Genomic DNA, 17085 nt, shown 5'->3' with positions numbered 1-17085 from the left:
GTTCAGGATACGAACAACGGCCGATCGCGGATGGCGTGGGCTTCGGCGAACATGTCCAGCAAGGGATCCGACAACTCCATCAGCTCGGGCAGGCAGTCGCACACCGCGGCGGTCACGTCGTCGCAGAAGTCACCCAACCGGATGGTGGTCGCCGCTACCTCGGCCGGGTCGAGGGCGAGCAGACGCTGCGCGGCGATCGCCGACCCGGTCATGGTGATGTAGACCTGCACCGCGGCCGTGTCCGCCACCGACAGACCCGCCGCGAGTCCGACATGCCCTGCAGCAACAGCGAGGTGCGGCTTTCGTCCGATCGACGACCAATCATGGTGCGGCCAGGCGGACTTGGCCAGCCGGAGCAGTCCGCGACCCTGAGCGCGGGAGGCAGATCTGGCGGCCGGGGACGGGGTTCGTGCGTCGGATTCGGCATCGGCCCGGTCCGTGCTCGACGACCCGTGCACCAGCGATGCGGCAATGGACGCCGTAGTCGCTCCGGAGGTTCGGATACGGCGTCGCAGAAACGCTTCGAGCGTCGTGATGTCTCGAACGAACCCCGAGGCGATCGCTTCCTCGACGCCGCCCGAGTGCACGTGGCCACCGGTGGGGAGGCGTGAATCGGCAAGCGAGAGAAGCGTCGTCACCTGGAGGCGGGCATCGGGCATCAGAACAGGAAGTATCGCTGCGCCATCGGCAGTTCGGTTGCCGGCTGCTCGGTCCACACGTCACCGTCGATGCGGACGGTGAAGGTGTCGGGATCCACTCGGATATCGGGTAGAGCGTCGTTCAGTGCCATGTCCGACTTCCTGACACCGCGCACGTTCTTGACCGGAACGAGCCGGCGATCGCAGTTCAGACGCCCGGCCAGTCCGTCCTCGATCGCCTGCGGGGCAACGAAATGCAACGATGTCGCGGCCGCAGCCTTGGGTGACGCCCCGAACATCGGACGAGGTAGTTCCGGTTGCGGGGTCGGGATGGACGCGTTCGCATCGCCCATGGCTGCCCACGCGATCATGCCGCCCTTGACGACCATGTGTGGACGGACGCCGAAGAAGGCCGGATCCCACAGCACCAGGTCGGCGAGTTTGCCCGGTTCGATCGAACCGATCTCGTCGTCGAGGCCGTGTGCGACGGCTGGGCAGATGGTGTATTTCGCGACGTAGCGCATGACGCGGTTGTTGTCGGCTCCGTTGTCGCCGGCCAGGAATCCGCGACGAGATTTCATCACGTGCGCCGTCTGCCAAGTACGCAGGACGACCTCACCTATCCGGCCCATGGCCTGAGCATCGCTGCCGATCATCGAGATCGCACCCATGTCGTGCAGCAGATCCTCGGCTGCGATCGTCGACGGACGAATTCGACTCTCGGCGAAAGCCAGGTCCTCCGGAATCGATGGACTGAGGTGATGGCACACCATGAGCATGTCGAGATGTTCGTCGAGGGTGTTGACGGTGTGGGGCCGGGTCGGGTTGGTCGAGCTGGGGAGCACGTGCGGCTGCGCCGCCACGGTGATGATGTCGGGTGCGTGCCCGCCGCCAGCACCCTCGGTGTGATACGCGTGGATTCCGCGTCCCTTGATCGCATCGAGAGTGGTCTCGACGAATCCGGCCTCGTTCAGGGTGTCCGAGTGCAGAGCAGCTTGAACACCTGCGTCCTCGCACACGCGCAAGCACGCGTCGATCGCGGCGGGAGTCGACCCCCAGTCCTCGTGCAGCTTGAATCCCGATGCGCCTGCGCGCAATTGCTCCCACATCGAGTCGGGATTGACCGTGTTGCCCTTCCCGAGCAGCACGATGTTCATCGGCCAATCGTCCAGCGACTCGAGCATCCGGGACAGGTGCCATGCACCCGGGGTGACGGTGGTGGCCTTGCTGCCCTCGGCGGGTCCGGTACCGCCTGCGATCACGGTGGTGATGCCGCCACCGAGAGCCTCCTCCTTGATCTGCGGGCAGATCAGGTGGACGTGACAGTCGATGCCGCCGGCCGTGACGATCTTCCCGTTGCCCGCGATGATTTCGGTGGACGGGCCGATGACGAGATCGGGATGCACCCCGGTCATGGTGTCGGGATTGCCCGCCTTGCCCAGTGCCACGATCCGTCCGTCGCGAATACCGAGATCGGCCTTGATGATTCCCCAGTAGTCGACGACGACCACTCCCGTGATCACCGTGTCGGGAGCGCCGTCCGCGCGGGTGGCTCGGGACTGCCCCATCGATTCACGGATGACTTTGCCGCCGCCGAACACGGCTTCCTCACCGGCTGTGCCTGGTCCACCACTGCGGTCCTCGGTCACCTCGATCAGAAGATCGGTGTCTGCCAAGCGGATTCGATCGCCCGTAGTCGGGCCGAACAACTGGGCGTATCGACTGCGGCTCATGCGCGCCATCAGCTGTCCAACTTTCCGGGAGGTGTCATGCTCAATCCGTGGACCTCGCGCGTGCCACCGAGTGGCACGAGCCGAATCGTCTGTTCGATTCCTGGCTCGAAACGCACTGCCGTGCCCGCGGGTATGTCGAGGCGGCAACCGTGCGCCCTCTCGCGGTCGAACTGCAGCGCAGCGTTGGACTGCGGGAAATGTACGTGACTACCCACCTGCACCGGGCGATCTCCCGCGTTGACGACGGCCATGGATATCACCTCGGCACCTTCGTTGATCTCGATGTCGCCTGCGACGGTGATGATCTCGCCCGGAATCAGGTGACCGTCACCCCGCTTGGGGGAGATCGGCTCGTGCACGGTGATCAGCTTCGTACCATCGGGGAAAGTCGCTTCCACCATCACCTCGGGGAGCAACTCGGGCACACCGTCGAGCACGTCGTCGGCACCGAGAATCTCGCGTCCCGAGGACATCAGGTCGGCGACGGATCGTCCGTCGCGGGCACCCTCGAGGAGGTGATCGGTGATGACCGCGATCGCCTCGGGGTGATTGAGTTTGAGGCCGCGTGCCTGGCGACGCCGAGCGAGTTCGGCCGCGTAGCTGACGAGCAGTCGGTCCTGCTCGTGCGGAGACAACCGCATTGGAGTTCTCCGTCCCGATCGGTGATGGTGCTCGGCAATTCTGACACGCTTGCGACCCGTCGGCAGCGGAGCGCGCCGACGTCTCTCATCCGAGCGGCACGGTCACCGATCGATCGAGCAGTCCCCGCAGCACGTCTCGGTCGATGCCGGCAGCGACGTTCTGCAGCTCGGTGATGCCGAACGCGCCCGAATCCAGGCCTCGGACCACAACGCCTGCCAACGCCTGCGCCGTCGCCGGTTCGTCCATCACCTCACCACCCTGGCGATCGAGGTAGCTGCCCAGCCGAGCAGCAGCGACCGGCATGGCCTGACGGAAGAAGCCGAAGGTGGCAAGCCATCGCGTCACCAGGTGGCCGGGATGCATGTCCCAACCCTGATAGAAGCCGCGCTCGAGGGATCTGGTGACCAGCTCGAAGTGTCGACGAGCGGATGCCGCCACCTGCGTCGGATCGCCCGTCGGCACCACCTGGGTCGAACCGTCGCACACCCATACCCCGGTCTGTGCCGCTGCCACCAACATCACGTTCTTCGCATGGTCTGCCACCGGATGGGCGAGTGATTGCTGCGCAGAGGTGATTCCGCAGGCGGCGCTGTAATCGTAGGTCCCGTAGTGCAGGGAGGTGCAGCGGCCGTCCGCCCTGGTGATCGCCCGCGCGAGGGTCGCCGTGCCGTCGGCCCCGATCACCGCCTGTGGGCTCTCGATCTGCAGCTCGAATCGAAGGGCTCGATCGGGCAGACCGTGCGCACGTTCGAGTTCCTCGCACAAGGCGACCACAGCGGCTACCTGCTCGACGGCACGGAGCTTGGGTACGGTGAACACGAAGCCGTCCGGCACTCCCCCGGCTCCGTCCAGGACCAGCTCGAGGGTGCGGATTCCACGCCGACGCTCATGTGCGGCAGGCCCTTTGGCGCGAATTCCGAGCCACGTCGGACCAGCCGGATCGTCGGCAAGAGTGGCCAGGGCAGCCCCGACCGTGGTCGCGTGACGGTCCTCGACGACATCGGATCGCCACCCGTAACCGTCCTCGAAATCGAATCTGAGGTCCTGGATGGGCGCACTGCCGAGCCGGTCGCGCACGAGAGGCATAGCGTTCTGGGTGTCGAGTCCGGCGAACGCCTCGGGGTGGGCGTCCAGGATTGCCAGGGCGGCGGCACCCCATTCGGCCGGCACAGCCGCCGACGCATCAGCGGCCGACACATAGACGGTGTGAGAGGGCTGGCCACCGACTCGGTCACCTGGATAATGCTGCGCGAGTTCGTCGTCGATGGGACCGAAGAGTGATTCGAGGCGATCGAACGCGTCGGCAGTCAGTCCCGTTGCGCCCGACCGGAAGGAAGAGTCGGCGCTGTCGCTGTGTCCCGTCATGGGCATCACTGTCCCAGATGCGCGGTGTTTTCGATATTCGCCAGCCGGACCTTGCCCTGAGCAACCAGGCGTCCACTCTCGTCCGTCATGTCGACCTGCCAGAGCTGCTGGGTGCGGCCCCGATGAATCGGATGTCCGTGCGCGGTCAGGGTTCCCGATCGAGACGCGCGCAGGAAGTCGGTGTTGTTGTTGGTGCCGACCACGTGTCCCCGGGAGCCGAACCAGGCCGATCCGCCGATACTCGCCACCGACTCGACCACCGAGCACAGCACGCCCCCGTGCATGATTCCCGCCGGTTGATGAAGCTGCGGGGTGACGGTCCATTCGGCGCGTACCTTGTCGCCGGAGACCTCGAGGTATCGGAGGCCGACGGCCCCGTCGAACCCTCCTGCACACAATTCGGTGAGCTGTTCCGGCGTCATCGTGTCGAAGGAGGTCTCCCCCGTGGTGCCGTTCGAGTCCGTCATTGCTGTGCCTTCCGGTTGCGTCGAGAGTGTGGCCGACTCGGCTGTCGACTCCCGTTCAGAGATACACGACGATCGACCCACAAAAATCGGTGGGCCTCTCGTTCGTCGAAGAACGAGAGACCCACCGTGGCAAGGACCGGGAGTCACTGCAGCCCTCAGGACTCCGGCGCGGTCCGTTGGTACGAAGTCAGCATAGGCAAACCTTAGTTGTGGCGCAAGGCCTTCACGATGCCCGCAGTCTCGCTCGCCCCGGAACCCCGACGCGTGATCGCACGGGAGCACCGGCGGCGACCATGGCGTCGAGCAGCATCTGACCCCGGCGCGCACCTGCCGATGCGCTCGCCCCCGCCAGAATCGGCACATACGTCGAGGCCCCGAGGATGGCGTCACCCACCAGAGCCCAGAAGACACGCGCATCCAGCGGTGCGCGGTCGGCGATCGCCCGGAACACCGCGCCGAGCGACGTCGTGCATCGATGCGCAGTCCAGACCAACAGAGCCTGTTCACATGGCAGTGTGACCGTGCCGGGCTCACCCGCAGCGGAATCCCCGGGCAGCACTCGCAGGATCGGCGATGCCACTCCAGCCCAATCGATCCCGCCGTCACTGTCCATGTGGATCCACAGATTGTCGATGCCCGGATCCCAGGCGCGTGCCTCCAGAACCAGCAACGCGGCCACTCGTCCGACGACGGCGTGAATGAGGGCCGTTGCGACCTGCACTGCCGCAGCCTCGGGAACATCGAGATCCTCGAGCGATCGTCGATACATCTGCTCGACGCGACCGTCGTCGAGACCCACCGCCAACTGCCACCAACGGCGTTTGCCCTCGTTCGCCATGGCTGCCACCGCGTACATCCGCGGGTAATCGGGGTTGAGTGCACGCAGGGTCGCGCACGAGTCGGCCAACAGCGCCGCCCCGCCGGATCGACTCGAGAATCGATGCACATCGGCCCAGCCCATGTATGACGCTGTTGCAACTGACACCTGATCGCTCCTTAGGTTCTCGGCGGGTGCACGCGTCGCACCCCTACCCATTGAATGTAGGTTAGCCTAACCAGATCGTAAAGCGGGTCAGGCACCGCTACCCTTACCTCACCTCACATGTCGAGGAAGGGTTCCGTAACCTAAACCGAGTCCCTTCGAAAACAGCGAGGAGTCACGAGCACTGTGACAACAGCTCCGCTACTCGGCCCCCACGGCGCACGCCGGTCTTCCGACGAGCCGTACGGGACCGAAGACGTGCCCACCGGGCCGCCGCCGCGTAGCTCCCGCATCGCTGCAGCCGCGATCGACGCACTGATCGTGCTGGTCCCTCTGTTCGTCGGCTGGTCGATCGTCGATGCTCTTCGCGACGACAACGGCGGCGGCCAGGCGGACCGAATCGTGTTCGGCACCATCGCGGTGGGCGTCGCCGTAGCCCTGTTCGTCTGGAATCGCGGCTACCGCGACGGCAACGAAGGCCAGAGCACCGGCCGCCGCTGGATGGGTCTGACACTGCGTGACAGCGCCACGCACGGTCCCATCGGTGTTCGCCGTGCCCTCCGGCGCCAGTTCGGGATCGACGCTTCGTCGTCCGAGATCGTTCGAGAGAAGACCGCGGCAGCGGAGGGATTCGAGCCGATTCCCAAGGACGGTTCGGTCGCCGCGATTCGGCGCCGAAGATTGCTCGGCTTGGCCGTCCTGGTCGCAGCTCTCGTCGCCGGAATACTCGCCAGCATCGCCATCGGCGCGCGACCACTGACCTTCGCCGAAATCGCCCACGCCCTGCTGAATTCGACGGGCACCGACACCGACATCATCGTGCGCACGCTGCGAGTTCCCCGCACGGTGCTCGCGTTGGTCGTGGGAATTGCGCTCGGCATCGCAGGCGCTCTCATCCAGGGGCACACCCGCAATCCGTTGGCCGACGCCAGCCTGCTCGGCCTCAATTCCGGGGCGGCGTTCTTCGTCGTCATGGCCATCTACCTGTTCCGGTTCACCTCACCGAGTCAGTACCTGTGGTTCGCGTTCGCCGGTTCGGCGGTGGCGAGCATCGTGGTGTTCGGCCTGTCGTCGATCGGGTCCGGCAGATCGAGTCCGGTCAATCTCGCGCTGGCCGGAGCCGGCGTCGCATTCTTTCTCTCGGCCATGACCAACGCCGTCGTACTGCTCGATCAGACCAGCTTGGACGGCTACCGCTTCTGGGTGGTCGGATCCGTTGCAGGACGCGGTCTCGACGTACTGTGGCAGGTTCTGCCGTTCCTGGTGATCGGCGTCCTCATCGCGTTGGCGAGCACACCCGGCCTCAACGTCATGAGCCTCGGCGAGGACGTCGCACGATCGCTCGGGACCAACATCGCGGTCACCCGCACCGTCGGCATCCTCGCCATCACCCTGCTCACCGGCGCAGCGACCGCAGCATGCGGGCCCATTGCGTTCGTCGGCCTCGTCGTTCCGCACATCGCCCGCGCGGTGACCGGTCCCGACTACCGCTGGCTCGTGCCCTATGCGGGTCTCATGGGCGGCGTGATGCTCATGATCGCCGACGTCATCGGGCGAGTCGTGGTGCGCCCGGGCGAGCTTCAGGTCGGCATCGTTCTGGCACTGATCGGAGCGCCGTTCTTCATCGCTCTCGTCCGACGCCGGAAGTTGGTCGGCCTGTGACCGCCGACCTGAAGTCCCCTACACCGACGCCCGGCCGGGGTGGCGTTCGCACCCGGCCGGCGTTCCGCTTCGGTCCGATCTCGATGGTCCGACGGCCACTGATGGTCCTGACGACCGTCCTCCTGGCGGCGGCGCTGGTGCTGGTCATGTGCGTGAACATCGGCCGAGGCGACTTCCCGCTGTCGATCGCGCAGGTCCTGGACGTACTGCTCGGCGGCGGTTCGAGGATCGAACGATTCATCGTGATGGACCTGCGACTGCCCCGTTCACTGACCGGGCTGTTGGTCGGGGCCGCCCTCGGTATCTCCGGCGCGATCACACAATCGATCTCTCGCAATGCCCTTGCCAGCCCCGACATCCTGGGAATCACCGCCGGTTCCAGTGCCGCGGCCGTCGCGCTGATCGTGCTCGGCGGAGGCAGCTTCAGCGGGCTGCTGGCCACCCTCGGTCTTCCTCTCGCTGCACTGTTCGGCGGGCTGCTCACCGCGATCGCCATCTACGCCCTCGCCTGGCGAAAGGGCGTCGACGGGTTCCGCCTCATTCTGGTCGGCATCGCCGTCAACGCCATGCTCACCGCCGTGGTCGGCTGGCTGCTGATCAGCGCCGACATCAACGACGTCTCCCGCGCTCAGGTCTGGCTCAACGGGTCGCTCAACGGAGCGGACTGGGCCGCGGTCTGGCCGGTTGCCATTGCCGTCGTCCTGGTCGGTGGCGGCACCGTCGTCGCGACGTTCACGCTCGGTGCCCTGCGACTCGGCGACGACAACGCACGATCTCTCGGAATTCGTCTGCAACACAGTCAGGCGATGATGCTGCTCGCTGCCGTCGCACTCGCCGCGATCGCAACCGCCGCCGCGGGACCCATCGGGTTCGTGGCGCTCGCCGCTCCCCAGATAGCGCTGAGGGTGCTGCGAACGCCCGGCCCCCCGATCATCGCGTCGGCACTGCTCGGCGGATTGCTCGTCGTGGGAAGCGATCTGATCGCTCGCACGATTCTGCCCGTCGAGCTCCCGGTCGGCATCGTCACGTCGGCCCTCGGCGGACCGTTCCTGCTCTACCTACTCGTTCGCAGTAATCGAAAGGCCTCCGTATGACAACCAGCCACACCTCGCGTCTGATCGCGAACGATCTGAGCCTCGGTTACGGCGACCGCGTCATCGTCGAGCACCTCGATCTCGAGATCCACACCGGGGTCATCACCACGGTCATCGGACCCAACGGCTGTGGGAAGTCGACGCTGCTGCGTTCACTCGGCCGTCTGCTCAAGCCCAAGGCCGGCAGCGTGATGCTCGACGGTCGGGCCATCTCTTCGATGAAGACCAAAGAAGTGGCACGCACCCTCGGGATGCTGCCTCAGGCACCGACCGCTCCCGAAGGACTGACCGTCGCAGATCTCGTGTCACGAGGTCGTCACCCGCACCAGTCGTGGATCAGGCAGTGGAGCTCGGACGACGAGGCCGAGGTGGCGAACGCACTCGAACTGACCGGGGTCGGTGACCTCGCCGACCGACCCGTCGACGAACTGTCCGGTGGCCAACGGCAACGCGCGTGGATCTCGATGGCGCTGGCCCAGGGCACCGACATCCTTCTGCTCGACGAGCCGACCACCTACCTCGATCTGGCGCACTCCATCGAGGTCCTCGATCTCGTCGACCGCCTGCACGACGAACTGGGCCGCACCATCGTCATGGTCCTGCACGATCTGAATCTGGCGATTCGCTACAGCGACCGGTTGATCGTGATGAAGCAGGGCCGGATCGTCACGTCCGGCAGGCCACAGGACGTCATCTCCGAGGAACTGCTCCTCGACGTGTTCGGCCTCGAAGCCGCCGTGATCGACGATCCGATGTCCGATCGTCCCCTCATCGTTCCGATCGGCACCCGGCACGTGTACGGGTCGGTCGGTGGACCCGTACGGTCCGAGAGCCACACCACCGCAGGTGCTTCCACCGAGCGGTAGCGCGCAGTCTCACCGCTCGATCATCGTGCGCACCAGCTTGACACCCTGACCGATCGACACGTCCGGCAGATATGCCCGGCCGATCGCATTGCCGATGCTGGGCAGTGCGGCCGGATCCGCGAAGGTCATGTGCATCGGCTCGTAGCGAGGCTGGAACTTCGACTTGAACGCCAGTAGGGAACGGAATCCGTAGACGGGTTCGAGCGTGCGTCCGAGAACGTCCAGCAGCCGCTCGAGCAGCCCCGACAGCGTCGACTGCTCGACACTGGAGACGTGTTCGGGTTGCTTCTCGTCGACCTTGGCCAGGGGTGCGCCCGAGAGACTGAGGAATCGGGCCCCCTCCTGCTCGAGCAGCAGAGCGGCCGATGCGATGAGGAACTCCATCGTGGGCCGGAAGCCCTCGGATCTGCGTCTCATGAAGTCGAGCGTCCATCCGACGATGACGCCGTCCTCGTACACCGGCATCCACGAGGTCACGCCGTGCACGGTCCGGTGCTCGTCGACGGCGATCAGGCACCGCACGTTCTCGTCGTCGACCTCCTCGAGACCGCCGAGGGTGAAGCCCATCTCGGGCATGCCCTTGTCCGCGACCCATTCCTCCGAGATCGCAGTGATCTGGTCCGTGATCGCCAGCGGAGCAGAAGGAAAACGAATCCACTCGGCGACGACGCCGGCCTTCTTCGCTCTGTTCAGTGCAGTCCGCACGTCCTGGAATCGCTTGCCGGTGAACGCAATTCCGTCCAGGTCGAGAACCGTTTCCTCACCGACCTGGATTCCACCCCAACCGAGGGAGTCGGTGATGCGGCGGACCTCGGGAGTGACCGAGTAGAAGCACGGGATCCAGCCGTTCTCGGACGCGAACTCGGCGAAGTCGACGACGTTGTCCCGCAAGGACTCCCGCGGACCGACCGGATCGCCGGTGGTCAGCGCCACGCCGGAGATGACCCGGTAGGCGACGTAGCTGCGACCGTCCGGACCGAACCAGTACTTGTTGCCGCGCCAGGTCGTCATCCACGACAGAGCAGACCCACTGCTCGACATGAGCAATCCGCGAGCGCGTTCGGTGGCGTCGGTCTCGGTGCCGTACACCGGGGTGAGGAACGTGCTGGCGGCGAGCACACAGACCACCACCCAGAACACCACGCCGGTCCACTCGAAGAGCAGGGTCGTCGGCGTGCTCTGCGGTAGCAGGGCGGGTTCGAGCCACTGCAGGTAGACCGGGGGAACCAGTCGTTGTGGGAAGTCCACCAGCAATCCGCCGAAGGACGGTGAATCGGCGAAGCCATCACGGGCCAGATATCCACCGATCGAGTAGATCAGGGCGAGTCCGACCGCCACTCCGACCACCGAGCCCGCCCATCGACGGTAGGTACCCGAAGGTGCCGAGACGTCGAAGAACTTGCGCGTGACGATCAGGACCAGCAACACGATCAGTGGCAGCAGGAACGGCACCGCAGTGCGGTACGCCGTCGGCGATTCCAATCCGTAGAACAGGGACTGGTCGTCACCGGACTCGAGGAACCGGATTGCGAAGTTGGCCACCGACAGTGCGAGCAGAATTCCCTGCGAGACCACCGCCATCGCCCACGCGAAACGCCTGCCTCGACGCAGGCCGTCACTGACCACGAGCAGGAACAGGGACGGCATGATGCTCAGGATCGTCGGACCGACTCCCCCGAGCCTGAGATCGAGCAGACCACGACGACATTCGACCGGATCGGTGGTCGCGTCGGCGCAGATTTCGCGCACCTCGGCCGCCGTGTACGGAACCCCCCGCACCACATCACGAAGTACAGCGAACGGCCCGACAGCGTTGGGGCTCAGTGCCGCCAGCACCGGGCCGAGGGCACTCGCGGCGACGATCAACGCAACCAGGACCCGACCCTCGCGTTGGGTACCGGCCAATCGCGGGCCACGCGCCGACCGACCGACGATCCACGGGCCCACGATCAGACCGATCACCGCCGCGGCGAGCCGAACGACGTCCTGCAGGTGCCCACCGAACAGAGCCAACGTCACCAACAGGGCCAGCACACCGACACGAATACGCCTGCGCCACAACGTATCCATCCGCGAGGTCGCGACCAGGACGACGCCGAAGATCCAGGTCGTCGGACCCACAGCGGTTCCGACGTGCAACCGGAACCCCCAATCCGCGTCGAAGGTCTTGGCCAGGACCGCAAGACCGAGGCCGAACAGCGAACCGGCCACCTGGGTCACCAAGGCCGCGACGGCGAAGCGACGGGATCCGATCCGGCGCTCGATCGGAGCGGCGGCGACCAACACCCCGATAGTGGCCACCACGCATCCCGCGATGTTGGGTGCCGCCAGACCCGAGGTGAGCGGGGTCCACAGGTGCCAGTGCTCGAAGGGCATGATGCCCACAGCGAAGTACCTGTCCATCTCGCCCCGGTCGTCCACGACAGCGGCGACGATGCCCATCACCCAGACGACGGCGAGCAACGCGAAACTGACCGGTGCTCCCACGGCACCGAACACGATGAGCGACCACAGCCGGCGAAGCTGGCGCATCACCGCAGACGCACCCGACCTCAGAGACTCGGTGCGCGTGCGCATCCAGGACGGTTCGCCGGGATCGTGCGCGCCTGCCACACCCGAAGTCGGTGCCTCGGCGTCGGCCGCGGACGGTCGTTCCGGATCGGTCACGTTCACGAAATCAACCCTGTCCTCGTCGCCAACCATGGGAGCTCACGTCGGAGGCCTTCCGACCACACAGCGAAGCTGTGTCCGCCCGGTACCTCCACGTACTGCACATCCATTCCGGCGGCCTTCGCCGCGTCGTACATTTCCTGTTGGCCCGGTTTGTAGTCGTTGTCGTCCGACCCCACGACGAAAATACCGGCCGAGTCGGGGTACCGACGTGATTTCAGCAGGTCGAGCGGATTGACGGCAGTGAACGCCGCGGAGTTTCCTCCGAAGGCCTGCTGCACCGTTCGGTCTCGATCGCCGAGAGTCGGCTCACGCTGACCGGACAGGTCGAGAAACGTGGGATAGACATCGGGATGATTGGTCGCCATCTGTATCGAACACGTACCGCCGTAGGACAATCCACCGATCGCCCAGTGCGCGCGATTCGGATCGACCTGCAGCGCAGTGTCGATCCAGTCGGGAACGTCGCGGGAGAGATACGTGTCAACGTTGCCCAGGGGTGAGTCGACACAGAGCGGGTTGGCCATCGACGACCCGGTTCCGTCCGCGACGACGACGACCGGCGCGAGGCCCGCGTGATCGCGAGCGAAGTTGTCCATGGTCTCGGCGAGCTTCCCACCGTTGAGCCAATCCTCGGGTGCTCCCGGCTGACCGGCGAGCAGCACGAGGACCGGAAGGAGCGGACGAGGATCGGCGAAGTAGGCGGGCGGCAGGTAGATCTGCGCATCTCGTGCGGAGAAGTTCGACGCAGTGGCTGGAATGGAGGCGGAGGTGATTCTCCCGGCGGACGCCAGGTCGGCGGGCGCGGTCCAGACCGAGTCGAGCGGCGTGCCGGTGACGGTCTGTGCCACCGCAGCGGGCACATCCGAGAACTGAATGCGCGCCGCGGACTCGGCCCCGAGAGCGTTGCCCACGGTGGGGTATGCGTCGAACTCCAGGTTGACGTGCAGGGCCGACGCCGCCACCACGAACACCGTCGCCAGCACGGACGCCGAGGTGCCCAGCACCCCTCGAGCGGCCAAAGACCTGGGAACCATCGTGAACAACGCAGCGAGACCGACGCCGATCCACACGTAGATCGCGGTCTCTATCGGGTCCGGGAACGGTCGCCACACCTTCTCGACCACCACGTAGCCGATCGTCGTGGCAACGATCGATGCCGTCGCGGCGATCGGCAGCGCACGCGTAGCGTATCGCCGCGATCTCGACAAGAGCAGCCACAGACCACCGAGGGCACCGAGAACGGACACGATCACCGGTACCGGGCCGTCGATCAACGACAGGGAATCGAACCAGTCCACGCCTTCGTCTCCGCTCACTTCTCGAAAGTCGGGCCGAGGGGCGGCACGATCACAGCACAGAATATTCGCCGCGGGATTCCCGCGGTCGAGACCCGCCGATTCGTCGCGACACCGCCTATGACCGATCCCACACCTGCCGACAGGTCGGTACTACCACGAGTAGTACGCATCCGCGTCGGAGTAGCCGTAGACTCGGACGAATGGCTGGTCTTGGTGAACTAGAGCGTGCAGTGATGGACCATCTGTGGGAGTCGTCGGATCCCCAGACCGTTCGACAGGTGCACGAGGCGCTGGCGACGCATCGCGAACTCGCGTACACGACAGTGATGACGGTGCTGCAGCGGCTGGCGAAGAAGAAGTTGGTCGTGCAGCAACGCGACGACAGAGCGCATCGCTATGCCCCGTTGCACGGCCGCGACGAGCTGGTCGCGAGCCTGATGGTCGACGCGCTGTCGCAGGCACCGGCATCGGGTGGACGCGCAGCGGCACTCGTCCACTTCGTCGGACAGGTCGGGGCCGACGAAGCCGCCGCCCTCCGTGAGGCGCTCGCCGCTCTGGAAGTGGCACAATCGACATCGAAGTCCCCTTCGGCTGGAGATGGCCGTCCGACGGACTGACGCTCGCGGCAGTAAGTGAGGACATGAACTCGACGACTGCGCTGGTATTCGCAGTACTCGCGCTGATCCTGGCTGGGCCGGTTCCGGCAGTGCTCGCCCGCGCGAGCTGGCCGTACCGGTCACCACGCGCGGCTCTGGTGCTCTGGCAGGCAATTGCCCTCGCTGCTGTGCTCTCGGCCTTCAGCTCGGGCCTCGCGATCGGCGGACTGCTGCTGGTCCCCGGTCCGGACGGTCGGCCCACGACGGCACCGACCGACGAGATCGACGCTCTCGGCCTGCCCCTGTGGATCCTCTACGTCGTCGTCCTCGCCATCACGCTCGGCATCGGTGCCAAGCTCATGTTCTCCGTCGTTCAGGTAGCGGTCAGAACCCGTCGTCGACGTTCCAGGCATCGCGTGCTCGTCGATCTGCTGGATCGAAGCGATCGGGGCGAGAACCCTTTCCGTGGTCTCCGCGATGCAGACATCCGCGTGCTCGACGCCGCGGAACCGATCGCGTACTGCCTACCGGGTCTGCGTCAGCGGGTGGTGCTCAGCCGTGGAACGTTGGCCAGTCTTTCCGAGGCGGAGGTCACTGCCATCCTCAGTCACGAGCGGTCACACCTGCGCGCCCGCCACGACCTGGTACTCGAAGCATTCACCGCCGTCAACGAAGCGTTCCCTCGGATCGTCCGCAGCAAGTCGGCGCTCGGCAGCGTGCAGCTGCTGGTCGAGCTGCTCGCCGACGACTCGGCGGTCAAGGTCACCGGACCCACACCGTTGGCCAGGGCACTGGTCACCTGCGCCGGGTCGACTGCACCGCGTGGTGCGATGGCGGCCGGAGGGCCGCACACCCTCATCCGTGTCCAGCGCTTGAGCGGCCCGGGTGCCGATGTGCGCATCGCTGCGGCTGCCTACGCTGCGGCCGTGGTGATCCTCGTTCTTCCCACGATCTACGTCGCCATGCCGTGGCTGGAGGAATTGAGCAAGCTCGTCGGGTGAGTCCCTCGGGCGATCGGGGTCGCACAGGTCACATCGACTCGAGTCGAACAATCGGCGGTACGTCCCGTACAGTAGAGACCGGTCGCCATCGCGGCCTAGCAATCGAAATGGCACAAACAGCCCCACTTTATGCAGTTCTCGTCTGCATTCTGATGGCCAGGTGACAGTGCCCTGGCTCGTATCAATGTGTTCTGGCTGTTTTTCGTGTTTCCCGGTTCTTCGGGTGCTCTCAGCTTCGGGCTTATTGGCGTGCCCGCAATCCGGAGAGGCTTTACTGCGTGACCCACGCTGTTTCCAACACACCCGTTTCCACCGCTTCCGACACCACGGCAGTCCCGACGCCCGCAGCGGCACCGGCATTCACGTTCGCCGATCTCGGACTGCCCGAGGCAGTCGTCGCCGCATTGGCGCGCAACTCGATCACCGTGCCCTCCCCCATCCAGGAGAAGGCACTCCCCGACGCCATCGCCGGTAAGAACGTCCTCGGCCGTGCGCAGACCGGCTCGGGCAAGACCCTCGCCTTCGGCCTGCCGATTCTGCAGCGCCTGTCGTTGCACACCGACCGCCCGGCGGCCAAGCGCCCGCGTTCGCTCGTATTGGTCCCCACCCGCGAACTCGCTTTCCAGGTTGTCGAATCCCTCGCTCCCTACGCCAATGCGCAGGGCCTGCGCGTCATGCCCGCCGTCGGCGGCACCCCGTTCAACAAGCAGGTCGAGCAGCTCCGGCGCGGAGTCGACGTCCTCGTCGCCACCCCGGGTCGCCTCGCCGACCATCTGCGTCAGGGCACCTGCATCCTGGACTCCATCGAGATCACCGCGCTCGACGAGGCCGATCAGATGGCCGACATGGGCTTCCTGCCCGAGGTTCGTGCCGTCCTCGCCGACACTCCGGCAGACGGACAGCGCATGCTGTTCTCGGCCACCCTCGACCGTGAGGTTCAGTCGCTGGTACGCCAGTTCCTGCCCGATCACGTCGAGCACTCCACCCAGGACGGCAAAGCCAGCGTCCGCACCATGGATCACTACGTGCTCATGGTCGACCGGGGTCAGAAGGATCTCGTTCTGTCCGAGATCGGTGCCCGCGAAGGCGGTCGCACCATCATGTTCGCGCGTACCAAGCTGGGCTGCGACGGAATCACCGACCGCCTGCGTGCGCTCGGTATCGCCGCGGAGTCACTGCACGGTGGCAAGGCTCAGAATCAGCGCACCCGTGTTCTCGAGCGCTTCAAGAACGGCCGTACACCCGTCCTCGTCGCCACCGACGTTGCTGCTCGTGGAATCCACGTCGACGGTATCGACCTGGTCGTCCACGTCGATCCGCCCGCAGACCACAAGGACTACCTGCACCGCGCGGGACGTACGGCACGCGCGGGAGAGAAGGGCACCGTTGTCGCGATCGTGCTGCCCAACCAGCGTCGTCAGGTTCTGCGTCTGACCGGGATGGCCGGCGTCAAGGCCACCGCCGTCAACGTCTCGCCCGGTTCGGCCGAGCTGAACAGCATCACCGGAGCGAAGAAGCCGACCGGTGAGCCCCTGCGCGCCGAGTCCGCTCCCCGCGACCGGAACAGCCGTCCCGGCTACCAGGGCTCCAACCCCCGCAGCGGTGGCGGATACCAGGGCTCCAACCCGCGCAGCGGTGGCGGATACCAGGGATCCAACCCCCGCAGCAGCGAGGGCTACCAGGGCGACCGTCCCCGCACCGGCTACCAGGGCTCCAACCCGCGCAGCGGCGGCGGATACCAGGGATCCAACCCCCGCAGCAGCGAGGGCTACCAGGGCGATCGTCCGCGTCGCTCCGATTCGGGCTCGTACCGCGGCTCCGAGGGTCGTGGATACGAAGGCCGTGGCTCCGACAATCGCCGTCCGGCATCCGGTCCCCGCCAGGACGAGCACCGGTCCGGCGGCTTCCGCAGCCGCACGGAACGGCGTTCGTACGACGGTTTCGACGGTCCGGCTCGCAGCCACTGATCGGTTCGTCACCGTGAGGTCGTGATCCGACCCGAAATGCACGAACGGGTGCCGCATTCTTCGCGAATGCGGCACCCTTCGTCGTTGGCGGTGGCCGGCTT

General features: G+C 66.0%; 14 protein-coding genes. 6 read left to right on the top strand and 8 right to left on the bottom strand.

Going from position 1 to position 17085, the window contains the following annotated elements:
- Positions 1-2: 2 nt before the first annotated feature.
- The 6 genes from CH249_RS21450 to CH249_RS21425 form a co-directional block, all read right to left on the bottom strand.
- Positions 3-659: an urease accessory protein UreF gene (locus tag CH249_RS21450; protein WP_094629446.1), complete on the bottom strand. Its 657-nt coding sequence runs from the start codon at positions 657-659 to the stop codon at positions 3-5.
- Positions 659-2380, bottom strand: coding sequence for an urease subunit alpha (locus tag CH249_RS21445; protein WP_045195133.1), 1722 nt, complete (start codon positions 2378-2380; stop codon positions 659-661). Before CH249_RS21445 ends, CH249_RS21450 begins: the two co-directional genes overlap by 1 nt.
- Positions 2380-3012: an urease subunit gamma gene (locus tag CH249_RS21440; protein ID WP_045195131.1), complete on the bottom strand. Its 633-nt coding sequence runs from the start codon at positions 3010-3012 to the stop codon at positions 2380-2382. Before CH249_RS21440 ends, CH249_RS21445 begins: the two co-directional genes overlap by 1 nt.
- Before the next feature lie 85 nt (positions 3013-3097).
- Entirely contained in the window at positions 3098-4378 is a 1281-nt protein-coding gene (locus tag CH249_RS21435) for an aldolase/citrate lyase family protein (protein ID WP_143544572.1), read from the bottom strand.
- Positions 4379-4383: 5 nt separating this feature from the next.
- Positions 4384-4800: a PaaI family thioesterase gene (locus CH249_RS21430; RefSeq protein ID WP_037189975.1), complete on the bottom strand. Its 417-nt coding sequence runs from the start codon at positions 4798-4800 to the stop codon at positions 4384-4386.
- Between the two features lie 268 nt (positions 4801-5068).
- On the bottom strand, positions 5069-5806 hold the full coding sequence (locus tag CH249_RS21425) for a hypothetical protein (RefSeq protein WP_373453530.1): 738 nt from the start codon (positions 5804-5806) through the stop codon (positions 5069-5071).
- Positions 5807-6013: 207 nt separating this feature from the next.
- Between CH249_RS21425 and CH249_RS21420 the strand changes: the two genes are divergently transcribed.
- From CH249_RS21420 to CH249_RS21410, 3 genes are all read left to right on the top strand, one after another.
- The gene (locus tag CH249_RS21420; RefSeq protein ID WP_082323575.1) at positions 6014-7489 is read left to right on the top strand and encodes an iron ABC transporter permease; all 1476 of its coding nucleotides are present in this window, start codon (positions 6014-6016) and stop codon (positions 7487-7489) included.
- A gap of 83 nt (positions 7490-7572) precedes the next feature.
- Positions 7573-8583, top strand: a complete 1011-nt coding sequence (locus CH249_RS21415; protein ID WP_256988460.1) for an iron chelate uptake ABC transporter family permease subunit — start codon at positions 7573-7575, stop codon at positions 8581-8583.
- Complete coding sequence (locus CH249_RS21410; protein WP_037189260.1) at positions 8580-9449, top strand: ABC transporter ATP-binding protein; 870 nt, start codon at positions 8580-8582, stop codon at positions 9447-9449. The genes CH249_RS21415 and CH249_RS21410 overlap by 4 nt, the downstream gene beginning before the upstream one ends.
- Before the next feature lie 9 nt (positions 9450-9458).
- Here CH249_RS21410 and CH249_RS21405 read toward each other — a convergent pair whose 3' ends face one another.
- The gene (locus CH249_RS21405) at positions 9459-12026 is read right to left on the bottom strand and encodes a bifunctional lysylphosphatidylglycerol flippase/synthetase MprF (protein ID WP_094682915.1); all 2568 of its coding nucleotides are present in this window, start codon (positions 12024-12026) and stop codon (positions 9459-9461) included.
- A gap of 92 nt (positions 12027-12118) precedes the next feature.
- A complete protein-coding gene (locus CH249_RS21400) occupies positions 12119-13420 on the bottom strand; it encodes an esterase family protein (RefSeq protein WP_094629464.1) in 1302 nt (433 codons plus the stop codon).
- Between the two features lie 200 nt (positions 13421-13620).
- On the opposite strand from CH249_RS21400, the gene CH249_RS21395 reads away from it, so the two are divergent.
- The 3 genes from CH249_RS21395 to CH249_RS21385 all read left to right on the top strand — a co-directional run bounded on the left by CH249_RS21395 (position 13621) and on the right by CH249_RS21385 (position 16984).
- A complete protein-coding gene (locus CH249_RS21395; RefSeq protein WP_032398122.1) occupies positions 13621-14037 on the top strand; it encodes a BlaI/MecI/CopY family transcriptional regulator in 417 nt (138 codons plus the stop codon).
- 23 nt (positions 14038-14060) lie between these two features.
- Positions 14061-15017 (top strand): M56 family metallopeptidase, encoded by a 957-nt coding sequence (locus tag CH249_RS21390; protein WP_045195121.1) that lies wholly within the window; start codon positions 14061-14063, stop codon positions 15015-15017.
- Between the two features lie 278 nt (positions 15018-15295).
- The gene (locus CH249_RS21385) at positions 15296-16984 is read left to right on the top strand and encodes a DEAD/DEAH box helicase (RefSeq protein ID WP_094682755.1); all 1689 of its coding nucleotides are present in this window, start codon (positions 15296-15298) and stop codon (positions 16982-16984) included.
- Positions 16985-17085 lie beyond the last annotated feature (101 nt).

The sequence above is a fragment of the Rhodococcus sp. 05-2255-3B1 genome (assembly GCF_002258545.1).
Classification (GTDB): Bacteria; Actinomycetota; Actinomycetes; order Mycobacteriales; family Mycobacteriaceae; genus Rhodococcoides.
The sequence above is the reverse complement of the archived record's forward strand: the minus strand, read 5'-3'. Positions and strand labels throughout refer to the sequence as shown.

Coding starts and splice junctions, on each gene's coding strand:
- CH249_RS21450 (WP_094629446.1), bottom strand. CDS start 659: ATGCCCGATGCCCGCCTCCAGGTGACGACGCTTCTCTCGCTTGCCGAT.
- CH249_RS21445 (WP_045195133.1), bottom strand. CDS start 2,380: ATGGCGCGCATGAGCCGCAGTCGATACGCCCAGTTGTTCGGCCCGACT.
- CH249_RS21440 (WP_045195131.1), bottom strand. CDS start 3,012: ATGCGGTTGTCTCCGCACGAGCAGGACCGACTGCTCGTCAGCTACGCG.
- CH249_RS21435 (WP_143544572.1), bottom strand. CDS start 4,378: ATGACGGGACACAGCGACAGCGCCGACTCTTCCTTCCGGTCGGGCGCA.
- CH249_RS21430 (WP_037189975.1), bottom strand. CDS start 4,800: ATGACGCCGGAACAGCTCACCGAATTGTGTGCAGGAGGGTTCGACGGG.
- CH249_RS21425 (WP_373453530.1), bottom strand. CDS start 5,806: ATGGGCTGGGCCGATGTGCATCGATTCTCGAGTCGATCCGGCGGGGCG.
- CH249_RS21415 (WP_256988460.1), top strand. CDS start 7,573: ATGGTCCGACGGCCACTGATGGTCCTGACGACCGTCCTCCTGGCGGCG.
- CH249_RS21410 (WP_037189260.1), top strand. CDS start 8,580: ATGACAACCAGCCACACCTCGCGTCTGATCGCGAACGATCTGAGCCTC.
- CH249_RS21405 (WP_094682915.1), bottom strand. CDS start 12,026: ATGCGCACGCGCACCGAGTCTCTGAGGTCGGGTGCGTCTGCGGTGATG.
- CH249_RS21395 (WP_032398122.1), top strand. CDS start 13,621: ATGGCTGGTCTTGGTGAACTAGAGCGTGCAGTGATGGACCATCTGTGG.
- CH249_RS21390 (WP_045195121.1), top strand. CDS start 14,061: ATGAACTCGACGACTGCGCTGGTATTCGCAGTACTCGCGCTGATCCTG.